The organism is Nocardia coubleae NBRC 108252, assembly GCF_001612805.1.
GTDB lineage: Bacteria > Actinomycetota > Actinomycetes > Mycobacteriales > Mycobacteriaceae > Nocardia > Nocardia coubleae.
In genome coordinates this window covers 116,943-130,564 of sequence record NZ_BDBD01000019.1, presented here as the reverse complement: position 1 = coordinate 130,564, position 13,622 = coordinate 116,943, and the positions used below count along the sequence as shown (strand labels likewise).

Genomic DNA, 13,622 nt, shown 5'->3' with positions numbered 1-13,622 from the left:
ATACTCCTTCTCATCGAGTTTTCATCGAGCCGATGGCGAGGGCGCCGTCGGAACCCGCTGCGGAGGTATTTGCCCGTTCCACCGGAATTATCTCGGGCAACGGTCCGGATTCCGCCTCGTCGGCGATGTTCGCGGGCGCGTCGGGCAGATCGTCGAGGAAATCGACGGTCGGGGTGAAGAACAGGGTGCCGGTGACCGCGACGGAGAAGTCGAGGATGCGGTCGTAGGCGGCTTCGGAGGTGCCGAGGAACATGCGCTCGAGCATCCGCTCGGTGACGCTCGGGGTGGCGGCGTAGGCGACGTAGTAGGTGCCGAACTCGCCGTCGGCGACCGAGCCGAAAGGCATGTTGGCACGGACGATCTGGCGTTCGGTGCCGTCGTCGTCGACGATGGTGTTCACCGCCACATGCGAATCGGCGGGCTTCACATCGTCGGGCAGTTCGTAGTCGCCGAGCTTGGTGCGCCCGATCACCCGCTCCTGCTCCTCGATCGACAGGGCGTTCCACTGGTCGAGGGGGTGGGTGTACTTCTGCACGATCACGTAACTGCCCCCGGTGAATTCGGGGTCCTCGGCACCGATCAGGGCAGCGGCGGCCGCGGCACCACCCTCGGGGTTCTCCGTGCCGTCGACGAAGCCGAGCAGGTCGCGCTGTTCGAAGTAGCGGAACCCGACCACCTCGTCGACGACCGTTGCCGCACCACGCAGCCGTTCGGCGATCACCATGCCCAATTCGAAGCACGGGCCCTGGGTTTCGGCGCGGATGTGGAAAAGCAGGTCACCAGGGGTGGCGGGCGCGCTGTGTACCGGACCGTTGTATCCCGGGAACTCGTGCAGCTCAGCCGGTTTGGGCCCGGCGAACAGGCGGTCCCACGCGGCGGAACCGATCGAGGTGATGCAGCTCAGGCCCTCCCCGGGCACCCGGAATCCGACCGATCGCCGTAAACCGTTGATATCGGCGAGCACATCGCGCACCACCGATTCACCGCCCTCGTCGATGGTGACGACGAGGAAGAGCGCGGCAGGCGACAGTGGATCGAGAATCGGTTGTGGCTCACCCATGGCGTCCAGAGTACGACGCCGTACCGACAGGTACTTATTTGGCGACGGTGAGCAGGAAGGTCACGTCGTCGATGGCTTTGACGCTGTGACGGGCGCGCGGAACCACGATCAGATCGCCTGCCGAGCCCTTCCACTCGTCGGTGCCCGCGATCAGTACGAGCGTGCCGGTGAGGACCTGGATCGTCGCGTCGCCGGCATTGTCGTGTTCGGCCAGGCTCTGCCCTTCGGCCAGCGCGACGACGGTCTGGCGCAGGGCGTGGGTGTGGCCGCCGATGAGGGTTTGCGAACTCCGACCACTCGTCGAGGTGGCCGCCAGCTTCAACTGTTGACGGGCCACCGCGGTCAGCGATTTCTTGTCCATGGGAACGCGCCTTTCGCAGGCTTCTCGCGGGCAGGTCTTCGCCTGGGAGTATGCCCGAGATCACACCCGCGCTCGGGCGTTTTGCCGCGACCGTTAGCGACGTGTTGTCACTGCCGGACGTAGTGCCGAATGCGGTAGCGCAGGCCGTTTTCGGCGGTGCGCCACGGGGTATCCGGTGCGTGCCATTCCGCGCCGATGACCGGGGCGAAGGCATCGCCTGCCACCGTGGTGTCGACCTCGGTGACCAGCAGCGTGGTCGCCAGCGGCAGCGCCTGGCGGTAGATCTCGCCACCACCCGCGATCCAGGTGTCGGCGGTGCCGGTCATGGCCAGCGCGTCGGGCAGCGAGGCGGCGCGTTCGGCGCCCTCGGCGGCCCAGTCGGACTGGCGGGTGACGACGATATTGCGTCGACCGGCCAGCGGCCGGAAGGCGGCGGGCAGGGAGTCCCAGGTGCGCCTGCCCATGATCACCGGGTGGCCGGTGGTCGTCTCCCGGAAGTTGGCCATGTCCTCGGGCAGCCGCCACGGGATGGTGTTGTCGACGCCGATCACACCGTCGTTGGCCTGCGCCCAGATCAGGCCGATCATGCGGTTGCTCACACCGCCACCGGCGCCTTGATGGCCGGGTGGTGCTGGTACCCGGACAGCTCGATGTCGTCGTAGGCGTAGTCGAACAGGCTGGTGGCCGGGCGCAGGTGCAGGGTGGGGAAGGGGTAGGGCTCGCGGGTGAGCTGTTCACGCACCTGGTCGACGTGGTTGTCGTAGATGTGCACGTCGCCACCGGTCCAGATGAACTCGCCCGGCTCCAGCTCGGTCTGCTGGGCGACCATCAGGGTGAGCAGCGCGTAGCTGGCGATATTGAACGGCACACCGAGGAACAGGTCGGCGCTGCGCTGGTACAGCTGGCACGACAGCTTGCCGTCGGCGACATAGAACTGGAAGAAGGCGTGGCAGGGGGCGAGCGCCATCTTGTCCAGGTCGGCCACGTTCCACGCCGACACGATCATCCGGCGCGAATCCGGGTCGGTGCGCAGGGTGTGCAGCACCTGGGCGATCTGGTCGATGTGGGTGCCGTCGGGTGTCGGCCAGGAACGCCACTGCACGCCGTACACCGGGCCGAGCTCGCCGTCCGCGTCCGCCCATTCGTCCCAGATGGTGACGCCGTGCTCGCGCAGCCACGACACGTTGGAATCGCCGCGCAGGAACCACAGCAACTCGTAGACGATGGACTTCAGGTGCACCCGCTTGGTGGTGATCAGCGGAAACGCCTCGGCCAGGTCGTAGCGCAGTTGATGGCCGAAGATGCTTCGGGTGCCGGTGCCGGTCCGATCGGCTTTCGGCGTGCCGTGTTCGAGCACGCGCCGGAGCAGATCTTCGTACTGCGTATCAGGGGTGGCCACGCCTGCCGATTCTACTGCTGTGCGCACCTGGCAAGCTCTGCGCGTATGCGCAAGCTCTACGTGATCGGTATCGGTGCGGGCGACCCCGACCAGGTGACGATGCAGGCAGTCAAGGCCATGCGGCGGGCCGAGGCGTTCTTCGTGATCGGCAAGGGCGCCGAGAAGCAGGAACTCGTCGACGTGCGCACCGCGATCCTGCGCGAGTACGTCGACGGCCAGCACCGGGTGCTCGAGATCGCCGACCCGCCACGCGACCGCGCGCCCGCCGACTACACCGGCGTGGTGCAGGACTGGCACGATCGGCGCGCGGTGCTGCTGGAAGAGGCCTTCGAGCAGGTGGACGGCGACGGCGCGATCCTCGTCTGGGGCGATCCGGCCCTCTACGACAGCACCCTGCGCATGGTGGAGCGGGTGCTCGACCGTGGGCGGGTTCGGTTCGATTACGAGGTGATCCCCGGCGTCACCAGCGTCGCGGCACTGGCCGCCGCCCACCGGGTGGTGCTGCATCGCATCGGTGAACCCGTGCACATCACCACCGGGCGCAAACTGCGCGAAGAAGGCCTCGGTCCGGGTTCGACGGTGGTGATGCTCGACGGCGAATGCTCGTTCACCGAGGTGCCCGGCGACGATATCCACATCTGGTGGGGCGCCTATCTCGGTATGCCCGACGAGATATTGATCGAAGGCAATCTGCGCGAGGTGGAGAAATCCATTCTCGAGCGTCGTGCGCGAGCGCGCGCCGAAAAAGGCTGGATCATGGACGTCTACCTGTTGCGTTCCGAATAGCTAGACTGACGCTTGTGCCCGAGTTACCCGAGGTAGAGGCGTTGGCGCAGTTCCTCCGGGATCATGCGGTCGGTGCGGTGGTGGGTCGCGTCGACGTGGCCGCGCTGAGTGCGGTGAAAACTTTCGATCCGCCGGTGACCGCGCTGTCCGGCCGGGACGTGACCGGTGCGGGCCGGTGGGGCAAGTTTCTCGGAATGGATTGTGGTGGGCTGTGGTTGATCACCCACCTGTCACGTGGCGGCTGGTTGCGGTGGGTCGACGAACCGAATCCGTTGCCGCCCAAGCCCGGCGGTAAGAGCCCCCTCGCCTTGCGCGTGCATTTCTTCACTCCCGAAGGCGCGACACCCGCCATCGACCTCACCGAGGCGGGAACCAAGAAACGCCTCGCGGTGTACATAGTGGAGGATCCGCAGTCGGTTCCGGGCATCGCCCGGCTCGGTCCCGACGCGCTCGCGGTGACCGAGGACGAATTCGCGGCCCTGCTGCGCGGCACATCGCAACGGATCAAGACCGCGCTGGTGGATCAGACCCTGCTGGCCGGTATCGGCAATGCCTATTCCGACGAGATACTGCACACCGCCCGCATTTCGCCGTTCGCGAATACGAAAACGATGCCCGCGGAAACTGTTTCGCAGCTGTACACGGCCATGCGTTCGGTATTGCTCGACGCCGTCGACCGTTCGACCGGGCAGGACGCGGCCCGGTTGAAGGGGGAGAAGCGATCCGGCATGCGGGTGCACGCCAGAACCGGGCAGCCGTGTCCGGTGTGTGGCGACACGGTACGCGAGGTGTCCTACGCGGAGCGCTCTTTTCAGTACTGCCCGACCTGCCAGACCGGCGGCAAAGTGCTCGCCGACCGGCGGATGTCGCGGTTGCTCAAGTAGTCAGCGGTCCCGCCAGGTTTCCAGCAGCCGTAACCAGAATTCGCTGACCGCGGGAAACGCGGGTACCGCGTGCCACAGGGTGTCCAGTGGTACCCGACCGACCACCGCGATGGTGGCGGCGTGCAATTGCTCACCCATGTCGGGCCCGACGAAAGTGGCGCCCAGAAGGCGGTTTTCGGTGGTATCGACGACGATCTTCGCGCGGCCGTGGAAATCGTCGCGCGACAATGCGGAACCGGCTACCGAGATATCCATTTCGACGGTGTCGACCGCGTACCCGGCCTTGCGGGCCTGCTGCTCGGTGAGTCCGACGGCGGCGAGTTCCGGTGCGGTGTAGACGACTTGGGGAATCTGCTCGTGGTCGGCACTCGCGGTGTAGCGGCTCTTGTCCAGCGGCGATCCCTGTGCGCGAGCGGCGATGACATCCCCGCACACGCGGGCCTGGTATTTGCCCATATGTGTCAGTGCCGCACGGTGGTTCACATCGCCCACCGCGTACAGCCATTCCCCGGGAACATCGCGGACCGTCAGGTGATCGTCGACGTCGAGATAGCCTCCCGACAGGCCGACGGACTCCAGGCCGAGGTCGTCGGTCGCGGGTGCGCGACCGGCCGCGACGACCAGCTCGTCGGCCTCCAGCTCACCGTTGTCGAGCACCAGCGTGACCGGGCCGCCGTGGATGCGGCCGACCCCGGTGTCGGCGGGGTCGCGGCGCGACACCATCAGCGCCTCGGTGTTCAAGCGAACCTCGACGCCCTTGTCGCGCAGGCCTCGCAGCACCAGATCGGCGGCGAAGGGCTCCACCCGTGGCAGCAGCCGGTCACCGCGCACCAGCATGGTCACCTCGGCCGCGCCCAGCTCGATCAGCCAGGTCGCCGCCTCGCACGCGACGACACCGCCACCGATGATCGCGACCCGGCGCGGTACGACCGTCAGATTGGTGGCGTCGCGCGAGGTCCAGGGCAGGGCATCACGCAGACCGGGAGTGTCTGGAATCGCGGCCGTTGTTCCGGTCGCGATCACGACGGCGTGCCTGGCCCGCAGTTCCCGCACCCCCGCGTCGGTGTGCACTTCGACCCGCCGCTCCCCGGCGAGCCTGGCCGCACCGCGGATCGGATCGATGCGCGCCGATTTCGCCCAGTCGACCTGGGACGTGTCGTCGCGGTGGTGGACGAAGGTGTCGCGGCGGGCAAGCACATCGGCCACCTCGGGGCCGCTCGCCGTCAGCCCGGGCAACCCGGCGGCGAGATCGAGCACGGCACCTGTGCGCAGCAGTGTCTTGCTGGGAATGCACGCCCAGTAGCTGCATTCGCCGCCGAACAGTTCCCGTTCCACGAGCGCGGCGGTGCGGTCACTGCCCGCGATGGCGTACGCGGCGGCGTTCTCGCCCGCCGGGCCGCCACCGATCACGATGACGTCGTACTCGTCGGTCACTGCAAGTAGCCCTCGACCTCACGGGGCGAGCGCATCTGCGTGTCTTCGGGAGAGGCGTCGGCGCCTGCGCGGGCGCGGCGCTGGCGCAGCAGATCCCAGGCCTGGTCGAGCATCACTTCCAGCTGGGCGAGCTGCTTGCGCTCGCTGACCGGGTCGATCTCGCCCGCCGTCGCCTTGGACCGCAGTTCGTGTTCTTCGTCGACCAGCTGCTTGATCTTGGCCAGGATGTCCTGATCGGTCATGTGCTCACCACTTCGATTCTCGGAGGGGTAGTGCCGGGCGAACCGCGACCCACGCGGGGTCGTGGTCCATGCTACGACCGCCGGGTGACATGGGCGGCGAGACAGTCGGCCGCGATCGGGACGGCCCGGGCCAATTCGGTGCTGGTCAGGGCCGTGTAGCCGAGGGCGACACCGAACCTGTGCGGCGTGGCGAGGTGGTGGCGGGCCAGCCCGTCGAGCAGGACTCCGCGGCTTCGGGCGGCATCGACCGCGGCGGCCTCGGCGGCGGCGTCGGGCAGTTCGACGACCACATGCGACCCGGCATCGTCACCGAGGACCGGCAGGCCCCGGTCGGCGAGCTCACCGACGAGCAGAGCGCGCCGTGGCGGGACCACCCGGCGCAGGCGACGCAGATGCCGGGCGAGGTCGCCGTTGCGGGCGAATTCGGCCAGCACCAGTTGGCCGGCCGGGCTCGGTGAACTACCGATGCGGACGCGGTGCGCGAGGACGGCCTCGGTGATGTCGGGACGGGCGACGAGCCAGCCGACACCGAGGGTGGGGGCGATGATCTTGCTCGTGGTGCCGAGGTGGACCACCACGTCCGGCGCCATCGCCGCCAGTAGCGGCAAGGGCGCGGTGTCGTAGCGCAATTCGCCGTCGTAGTCGTCCTCGATGACCAGAGTGCCGGTGCTGCGGGCGAATTCGACCAGTTCCACCCGGCGCCCGGCAGGCATCCGCGCGCCCATCGGGAACTGGTGTGCCGGTGTGCAATACACGGCACGGACACCCGTCGGAATGCGGTCGACACACAGCCCGTGCGCGTCGACGGGCACCGGGAGCACCGTCGTCCCTGCGGCCTGGAACGCACCGACCGCGCGCAGATAGCCGGGGTCTTCGATGGCCACGGTGTCGCCGGGACGGAGCAGGGCCGCGGCGAGTTCCCCGACGGCGGTACTCGTGCCCGCGGTCGCCAGTACCACCGACGCCGCGCCCGCGGCCAGTCCACGATGCCAGAGCAGATGCTCGGCGACGGCATCGCGATAGCCGGGCTCGCCCGCTCGGTCCTTGCGGGCCTCGGGTGCGCGGTCACCGGCCGAGCGCCACGCGCGGCGCCAGGCCGCGCGGTCGAGGGCCTCGATGCACGGTGCGCCCGCGGCGAGGTCGAGCAGGGTCGGTTCGTCCTCGATGCCCTTCCTCGCGACGGTGCTCGGCGGTGCTGTCGCGGGAGCGGTGCTCAGGTAGGTGCCGGAGCCGCGTCGACCGGTGAGCCAGCCTTCGGCGTGCAATTGGTCGTAGGCGGCGGCGATCACGGCCCGGCTCACGCCCAGCCGTTGCGCGAGGGTGCGCGAGGGCGGGAGCCGGTCGCCGACGCGCAGGACGCGGGTGGTCGCGGCGGTGCGCAGGGCCCCGGCTACCTGCACCGACAGGGGCTCGGTGGCGGAGCGGTCGAGCGGGATCGGGAAGTCGTCGAGCATCGCCCACCTCTGATTGGACTGTCGTTCCCGCATCGAATTGGACCTGTGCGAGGGCCAATCGTGCGGCGATGCTCATCTTATGAGCACGCACACCAGAACGCCGCTGTCCCCGACCCCGCGCACCACGGTGACCAGATCCAAGGAACGGGCCCGCAGCGATCGGGCCGAACTGGACGCGGTGCTCGACGCGGGGCTGATCTGTCACCTGGCAGTGGTGCTCGGTGGTTCGCCGGTGGTGCTGCCGACCGTGTACGGCCGCGCGGGCGACACGATCTACCTGCACGGTTCCACCGGCGCGGGCAATATGCGCGCCGCCATCGGCGCCGACATCAGCATCGCGGTGACCCACGTCGACGGCCTGATCTATGCCCGCTCCGCCATGCACTTCTCGATGAACTACCGGTCGGCGGTGGTGCGTGGGCGGGCCGAACTCGTCACCGACGAGGACGAACGTCTCGAAGCGCTGCGGGTGATCGTCGAGCATGCGGCGCCCGGGTCCTGGGACCGTGTCCGTCCGCCCAGCCGCAAGGAGATGGCGGCCACGATGGTGCTGGCCCTCGACCTCGCCGAGGCGTCGGTGAAAGTCCGGACCGGCGGGCCGAGGGACGACGAGGACGACATCGCCGCAGGTGGGGTGTGGGCCGGGGAGCTACCGTTGCGGCAGGTATGGGGTGCGCCGGTGCCGTCGGCGGACCTCGAGCCGGGGATCGAGGTGCCCGCCGGAGTGGCCGATCGCGTGGATTCGGCGATGCCGGTCGCGCTTCGGTAGGGAAGGGGTCGGACGTTCCGGGACGGACGTCGGTGATTCGATCAGGTCGCGCAGTGCGGCGATGGAGTCGTGCGATTCGCTCGTCGTGGCACCTCAGTGGGCGGGTGCGCGCTCGGTACAGTCCGGCCTATGCCGTCGAGTCCGCTCAGCGGGGGCGAGCCGCCCGAACAGTTGTCGTGCACCGAGGATCGGGTGGTGGACGCGGCCTTGGCAGTGCTCGACGAGAGTGGGGCGGGTGCACTCACGGTCGAGGCGGTGGCCGCGCGACTCGGCGTCGACCCGGCCGCGCTGGCTTGCGATCGGAGCGGACTGGAACGGGCCGCCATCGAACGCGTGCTCTCGAACGTGCGGCTCGGGCCGCTCTACGACCGGGGTGTCGAGTGGGTCTCGGCGGTGATCCAGCTGGCGCTGAGTATGCGGTCGCGGCTGTGGGAGCATCCGGCGGTCGCGGTGCTGATGATGTCGGGTCCGCACGACGGTCCGGCGGCGGACGGACCTGCCGCACGCGATATCGAGGAGGCGTTGTTCGCCTGCTTCGCACGCGGCGGTCTGCATACGCAGATGCGGGCGCACGGGGTGTACGCGGTGCTCGTCTATGTCCTCGGTTCGACGGCGCTCGATATCGCGGAGACCGACGGAATACCGCCGCTGCCTACGGATTCGGAGCGGATCGCGCGGAGGCGGGAGCAGCTGAGGGACCTGGACGTGGATCGCTGGACGCGTACCGCCGCGCATGTGGACGAGATCGCGGCGTGGACGTCCGTCGACCAATTCGTCTGGGGGCTGAGGGTTTTACTCGTGGGTATGACAGCGAATTGAGTTGCCGCAACCCAGGACTCACTGCGATCTCACCAGGGCTCGGCGGTCAACCCGACCTTCGACAGCACGCGATCCGCTGCCGCGGTGAGTGATTCGTGTTCGTCCAAGCTGACAAGCGCCAGCGTGTAGGTGTCGGCCAGACGGGAGAGGTAACCGGAGAGGCGAGTACGTGGAAAATCCGTGATGCCCGGATGGATCGCACGGGCGGCCACGCGGGTGCACTCATGCGGGCCGACGGTGCGCAGGGCGTCGGGCATTGTGCCGATATTGGAGCACAGGATGTCGCGCTCACCAGCACCTTTGCTGAGCTTGTACGCCAATCGATCAGGGAGTACCTGCAGGATTTCTTCGGGCAGCCCGGCGGGCGCCGACATGCGGCGTAGATAGGCGTCGCGGGCTTTGACGCGGATCGTCTCCGGGGTGTCGACGCGGTCGATCCGGATCTCGGTCACGGCGAGATCGTTGTCCACGCGTGGTTCGTCGCGGGTGTCCACCGGCAGGCTCGCGGTGATGGTGTCGTCACCGAAGCCGTTCTCCCACAGTATGTTCGCGACCAGGTAGATGAACAGACTGTTCGGCGTGCCACCCGCTTCCGCCGCGACGGAATCCCATTGTGCCGCATCGAAAGCCAGCAGGGAGCTGCGTACGGTGCGCCCTGGAGCTGCCGAGTAGACGATGGTCTCGGGCGGTCGGGGAACACCGTTGCGCAGTGCTCGCGCGGTCCCGCCGAGCACCGTTGCCCACTGCGTCCGAGCATCGGCCCAGTCCGAACGGGCCTCGTCCGCGGACCGTTCGCGGCGCTGGTGTCGTGCGGTAGAGGTGACCGCGGTCGACGCATGTTCCGTAGGTTCGCCGTTGAGCGGTCGCAAGGCCAGCGCGACAGCGTGGATCAGCCCTTGAGCGTCGGCAAGGGCGTGCGAACAGGTCAGGGCGACAACGGTTCCGCCGTCTGCCAGAGGCGCCGCCGACAACCGCCAACCGGGGAAGTACTCGGGATCGAGGTCGGCGCCGAGCGTATCGGCCCACGGCAGGATTTCCACCGCACACAGGGGCGCACGGTGGGCATCGGCCGCGAGGTAGTCGAGCGGGTGAGTGCGGACGGTGGGCTGCCAGGCGCGGCGGGCGCCGGGGACGTGGGCGCGGACGACTCTGCGGCCCAGCGGGCCATGACTCAGCTCGTGGTGGATCTGTCGCAGCAGAGCCGGATCCATCGTGTCCGGCGTTCGCCACAGTCCCTGCAGGGCGATCGGCGTGCCCATTCCCCGATGGGTACGCAGGAAGATCTCGTCGACGACGGTCAGGCGGTCCATTACGACGTGGACGCGGCGCCGTGCCTGCCCGCGCCCGCGGCGAAGCGGGCCGCACCCTCCAGCGCACCGTCGGCGAGAGCCTTGACACCGTGCGCGAATTCGATGCGCAGCGCCTCGTCCTCGGAATGACCGACCTGGTCGTACACGGATTCGCGGTCGGAACGCAGGCAGGTTTGTGGGAGCGCCGCGAGTTGCCCGGCCAGTTCCTCGGCCACCCGGCGCGCATCCCCGGTGGGAACCACACGGGTGACCAGCCCCATCTGCAACGCTTCGGGCGCGCTCACCGGCCGACCGGTGAGAATCATGTCCAGCGCCCGCCCCTCGCCGACGATGCGCGGCAGACGCACCGTGCCGCCGTCGATGAGCGGCACACCCCAGCGGCGGCAGAACACGCCGAACACGGCGTCCTGCTCGGCCACCCGCAGGTCGCACCACAGCGCCAGCTCGAGCCCACCGGCTACCGCGTGCCCGGACACCGCGGCGATCACCGGTTTGGACAGCCGCATCCTGGTGGGTCCCATCGGTCCGTCACCGTCGGGCGTCGCCTGGTTGCTGCGGTCGGTGCCGAGCGATTTCAGATCGGCGCCCGCGCAGAACGTGCCGTGCTCGCCCCACAGCACCGCCACCGAGGCGGTCGGGTCGCCGTCGAACGCGCGGAAAGCCTCCGCCAGGGCGCGGGCCGTCGGCCCGTCGACGGCGTTGCGGGCGTGGGGACGGTTCAGGATCACCGTGGTGACCGGCCCCGCCTTCTCGACACGCACCGAATCGGACGCGGGACCTGAGCTCATAGCTCGACCATACGACGAAACCCACCCTTGTGTGAAGAGGTGAATCAGTGGTTCACTTCTTCGTATGGTGTACCGGAGGACGCCGGCCGTGCAGGCCCGGCTCGACGCGCAACGTGCGCTGATCGTGCAGGGTGCGACGGCCGTGCTCTCGCGCGACGGGTTCGCCGGCTTGTCGATGGCCGCGGTGGCCGCCGAGGCGGGTATCGCCACCGGCACGGTGTACAAGCAGTTCGAGAACAAGGCCGCGCTGGTGTCGGCCGTGTTCGAGAAGGTCGTCGCCCGCGAGGTCGCCGCGGTGCGCGCGGCGGTCGCCGAGGGCGACGTGATGCAGCGGGTCAGCGCGGCCGTGGAGACCTTCGCTGGGCGTGCGCTCAAGAATCCGAGACTCGCCTACGTATTGCTGGCCGAACCCGTCGACGCCGCCGTCGACGTGCAACGCCTGGAATTCCGCCGCGCCTTCACCGCCTCGTTCGAAGCCGCCATCACCCACGGCGTCGCCGAAGGCGCACTGCCACCGCAGGATTCGCACCTGTCCGCCGCCGCGCTCGTCGGCGCCATCGGTGAGGTGCTCGTCGGCCCCCTCGCCACGGCCCCGCCCGCCGAGTCCGTCGTTCCCGAGCTGGTCGCCTTCGCCGTTCGCGCGCTCGGTGCGCGCCCGGAATCGTTGTAGCCCTAAGGAGTTCCGCCGTGATCACCCATGACGTGTTCAATCAGGTACCACCGCTCGTCCCCTTCGACGCCTCGCGCAATCCCGCGCTCATCGAGGGTCTGCACCGGGAAGGTGCGAGCTGGGCCGAGGCCGAGGTACGTGAACTCGGCGCTCTCGCAGGCGGTTTCGCCGCACAGGAGTGGGGCAGGCTGGCCAACGATTACCCGCCGGTGCTGCACACCCATGACCGGTGGGGACACCGCGTCGACGAGGTCGAGTTCCATCCGCACTGGCACGACCTGATGAATGTGGCGGTCACGCACGGGCTGCACGGCTCGCCTTGGCTCGACGAGCGCCCCGGTGCGCACACCGCCCGCGCGGCCAAGTTCTACACCTGGGGTGTGGCCGACGCCGGGCACATGTGTCCCATCTCGATGACCTACGCGGTGGTGCCCGCGCTCCGTCACAACCCCGAACTCGCCGCCCGCTTCGAGCCGCTGCTCGGCTCGCGCACTTACGATTTCGGATTGCGTGAGCCCTCGACGAAAGCCGGGCTGATCGCGGGCATGTCGATGACCGAGAAGCAGGGCGGCTCGGACGTGCGCGCCAACACCACCACCGCCACACCGCAACCGGACGGGTCGCACCGCATCGTCGGGCACAAGTGGTTCACCTCGGCGCCCATGTCGGACATGTTCCTCACCCTCGCGCAGGCGCCGGGCGGGCTGTCGTGCTTCCTGCTGCCGCGCGTGCTGCCCGACGGCACCCGCAACCCGATCCGGATCCAGCGGCTCAAGGACAAGCTCGGCAACAAGTCGAACGCCTCCTCGGAGATCGAATACGAGAACGCCACCGGGTGGCTCGTCGGCGCCGAGGGTGCCGGGGTGAAGACGATCATCGAGATGGTCAATATGACCCGCCTCGACTGCGTGATCGGCTCGGCCACCGGCATGCGGTTCGGTGCGGTCACCGCCGTGCATCACGCCAGGCACCGAGAAGCGTTCGGCGCGAAGCTGATCGACCAGCCCGCCATGCGCAATGTGCTGGCCGACCTGATCGTCGAATCCGACGCGGCGACCACCGTGATGATGCGTCTGGCCGGGGCAACCGACCGCGCGGGCAGCGACCCGGGCGAGGCGGCGCTGCGCCGGATCGCGCTGGCCATCACCAAGTACTGGGTGTGCAAGCGGGCGCCCGCGCACGCCGCCGAAGCGCTGGAATGCCTCGGCGGCAACGGGTATGCCGAGGAATCGGGGATGCCCCGCCTGTACCGGGAGGCGCCGCTCATGTCGATCTGGGAGGGGTCGGGCAATGTGGCGGCGCTGGATGCCCTGCGCGCCATGGGGCGTCAGCCGGAGACAGTCGAGGCCTACTTCGCCGAGGTCGGCCTGGCTCGTGGCGCGGACCCGCGGCTCGACGACGCCATCGACCGGGTCGGCAAGGAACTCACCGACCTGTCCGATATCGAGTACCGGGCGCGCCGGGTGGTCGAGTTGATGGCGCTGGTGTTGCAGGGTGCGCAGTTGGTGCGCCACGGTCATCCGGCCGTCGCCGATGCGTTCTGCGCGACCCGGCTGAGCGGCGACTGGGGGATCGCTTATGGCACCTTGCCGGTGGGTGTCGATACCGGTGCGATTCTCGAACGAGGGTTCGTCGATACGCACTGA

General features: G+C 68.7%; 15 protein-coding genes. 6 read left to right on the top strand and 9 right to left on the bottom strand.

Annotated elements, in window-relative coordinates; genetic code table 11:
• Nucleotides 1-10: 10 nt before the first annotated feature.
• The 4 genes from NCO8_RS20465 to NCO8_RS20450 form a co-directional block, all read right to left on the bottom strand.
• Complete coding sequence (locus NCO8_RS20465; RefSeq protein WP_067641801.1) at nt 11-1,060, bottom strand: Dyp-type peroxidase; 1,050 nt, start codon at nt 1,058-1,060, stop codon at nt 11-13.
• A 34-nt stretch (nt 1,061-1,094) separates the two neighbouring features.
• Complete coding sequence (locus NCO8_RS20460) at nt 1,095-1,421, bottom strand: cupin domain-containing protein (RefSeq protein ID WP_067485336.1); 327 nt, start codon at nt 1,419-1,421, stop codon at nt 1,095-1,097.
• 107 nt (nt 1,422-1,528) lie between these two features.
• Nucleotides 1,529-2,020 carry a dihydrofolate reductase gene (locus tag NCO8_RS20455; protein WP_279537542.1) on the bottom strand — a complete coding sequence of 164 codons (492 nt, stop codon included), beginning with the start codon at nt 2,018-2,020 and terminating at the stop codon, nt 1,529-1,531.
• Nucleotides 2,017-2,820, bottom strand: a complete 804-nt coding sequence (locus NCO8_RS20450; RefSeq protein WP_067641800.1) for a thymidylate synthase — start codon at nt 2,818-2,820, stop codon at nt 2,017-2,019. Before NCO8_RS20450 ends, NCO8_RS20455 begins: the two co-directional genes overlap by 4 nt.
• A gap of 45 nt (nt 2,821-2,865) precedes the next feature.
• Between NCO8_RS20450 and cobF the strand changes: the two genes are divergently transcribed.
• Nucleotides 2,866-3,606 carry a precorrin-6A synthase (deacetylating) gene (gene cobF, locus NCO8_RS20445; protein ID WP_067641799.1) on the top strand — a complete coding sequence of 247 codons (741 nt, stop codon included), beginning with the start codon at nt 2,866-2,868 and terminating at the stop codon, nt 3,604-3,606.
• Between the two features lie 14 nt (nt 3,607-3,620).
• Entirely contained in the window at nt 3,621-4,490 is an 870-nt protein-coding gene (locus NCO8_RS20440; protein ID WP_067641798.1) for an Fpg/Nei family DNA glycosylase, read from the top strand.
• On the opposite strand, the gene NCO8_RS20435 is transcribed toward NCO8_RS20440, so the two are convergent.
• The 3 genes from NCO8_RS20435 to pdxR form a co-directional block, all read right to left on the bottom strand.
• Nucleotides 4,491-5,924, bottom strand: coding sequence for a dihydrolipoyl dehydrogenase family protein (locus NCO8_RS20435; RefSeq protein ID WP_067641797.1), 1,434 nt, complete (start codon nt 5,922-5,924; stop codon nt 4,491-4,493).
• Nucleotides 5,921-6,166, bottom strand: coding sequence for a DUF2630 family protein (locus NCO8_RS20430; protein ID WP_067485911.1), 246 nt, complete (start codon nt 6,164-6,166; stop codon nt 5,921-5,923). The genes NCO8_RS20435 and NCO8_RS20430 overlap by 4 nt, the downstream gene beginning before the upstream one ends.
• Before the next feature lie 71 nt (nt 6,167-6,237).
• Entirely contained in the window at nt 6,238-7,620 is a 1,383-nt protein-coding gene (gene pdxR / locus NCO8_RS20425) for a MocR-like pyridoxine biosynthesis transcription factor PdxR (protein WP_067641796.1), read from the bottom strand.
• Nucleotides 7,621-7,699: 79 nt separating this feature from the next.
• Between pdxR and NCO8_RS20420 the strand changes: the two genes are divergently transcribed.
• Both NCO8_RS20420 and NCO8_RS20415 read left to right on the top strand, forming a co-directional pair.
• On the top strand, nt 7,700-8,389 hold the full coding sequence (locus NCO8_RS20420) for a pyridoxamine 5'-phosphate oxidase family protein (RefSeq protein WP_067641795.1): 690 nt from the start codon (nt 7,700-7,702) through the stop codon (nt 8,387-8,389).
• A gap of 129 nt (nt 8,390-8,518) precedes the next feature.
• The gene (locus NCO8_RS20415) at nt 8,519-9,208 is read left to right on the top strand and encodes a TetR/AcrR family transcriptional regulator (RefSeq protein WP_210740916.1); all 690 of its coding nucleotides are present in this window, start codon (nt 8,519-8,521) and stop codon (nt 9,206-9,208) included.
• 29 nt (nt 9,209-9,237) lie between these two features.
• Here NCO8_RS20415 and NCO8_RS20410 read toward each other — a convergent pair whose 3' ends face one another.
• Together NCO8_RS20410 and NCO8_RS20405 are read right to left on the bottom strand one after the other, a co-directional pair.
• A complete protein-coding gene (locus NCO8_RS20410) occupies nt 9,238-10,518 on the bottom strand; it encodes a hypothetical protein (RefSeq protein WP_245655439.1) in 1,281 nt (426 codons plus the stop codon).
• On the bottom strand, nt 10,518-11,306 hold the full coding sequence (locus NCO8_RS20405) for a crotonase/enoyl-CoA hydratase family protein (protein ID WP_067641794.1): 789 nt from the start codon (nt 11,304-11,306) through the stop codon (nt 10,518-10,520). Before NCO8_RS20405 ends, NCO8_RS20410 begins: the two co-directional genes overlap by 1 nt.
• Before the next feature lie 64 nt (nt 11,307-11,370).
• Here NCO8_RS20405 and NCO8_RS20400 point away from each other — a divergent pair, with 64 nt between their 5' ends.
• The gene (locus NCO8_RS20400) at nt 11,371-11,976 is read left to right on the top strand and encodes a TetR/AcrR family transcriptional regulator (protein WP_067641793.1); all 606 of its coding nucleotides are present in this window, start codon (nt 11,371-11,373) and stop codon (nt 11,974-11,976) included.
• Nucleotides 11,977-11,993: 17 nt separating this feature from the next.
• Nucleotides 11,994-13,622 (top strand): acyl-CoA dehydrogenase family protein, encoded by a 1,629-nt coding sequence (locus tag NCO8_RS20395; protein ID WP_067641792.1) that lies wholly within the window; start codon nt 11,994-11,996, stop codon nt 13,620-13,622.

Excerpts from the sequence above, each read along its gene's own strand:
- NCO8_RS20465 (WP_067641801.1), bottom strand. The coding sequence starts at position 1,060 with ATGGGTGAGCCACAACCGATTCTCGATCCACTGTCGCCTGCCGCGCTC.
- NCO8_RS20460 (WP_067485336.1), bottom strand. The coding sequence starts at position 1,421 with ATGGACAAGAAATCGCTGACCGCGGTGGCCCGTCAACAGTTGAAGCTG.
- cobF (WP_067641799.1), top strand. The coding sequence starts at position 2,866 with ATGCGCAAGCTCTACGTGATCGGTATCGGTGCGGGCGACCCCGACCAG.
- NCO8_RS20430 (WP_067485911.1), bottom strand. The coding sequence starts at position 6,166 with ATGACCGATCAGGACATCCTGGCCAAGATCAAGCAGCTGGTCGACGAA.
- pdxR (WP_067641796.1), bottom strand. The coding sequence starts at position 7,620 with ATGCTCGACGACTTCCCGATCCCGCTCGACCGCTCCGCCACCGAGCCC.
- NCO8_RS20420 (WP_067641795.1), top strand. The coding sequence starts at position 7,700 with ATGAGCACGCACACCAGAACGCCGCTGTCCCCGACCCCGCGCACCACG.
- NCO8_RS20415 (WP_210740916.1), top strand. The coding sequence starts at position 8,519 with ATGCCGTCGAGTCCGCTCAGCGGGGGCGAGCCGCCCGAACAGTTGTCG.
- NCO8_RS20410 (WP_245655439.1), bottom strand. The coding sequence starts at position 10,518 with ATGGACCGCCTGACCGTCGTCGACGAGATCTTCCTGCGTACCCATCGG.
- NCO8_RS20405 (WP_067641794.1), bottom strand. The coding sequence starts at position 11,306 with ATGAGCTCAGGTCCCGCGTCCGATTCGGTGCGTGTCGAGAAGGCGGGG.
- NCO8_RS20400 (WP_067641793.1), top strand. The coding sequence starts at position 11,371 with ATGGTGTACCGGAGGACGCCGGCCGTGCAGGCCCGGCTCGACGCGCAA.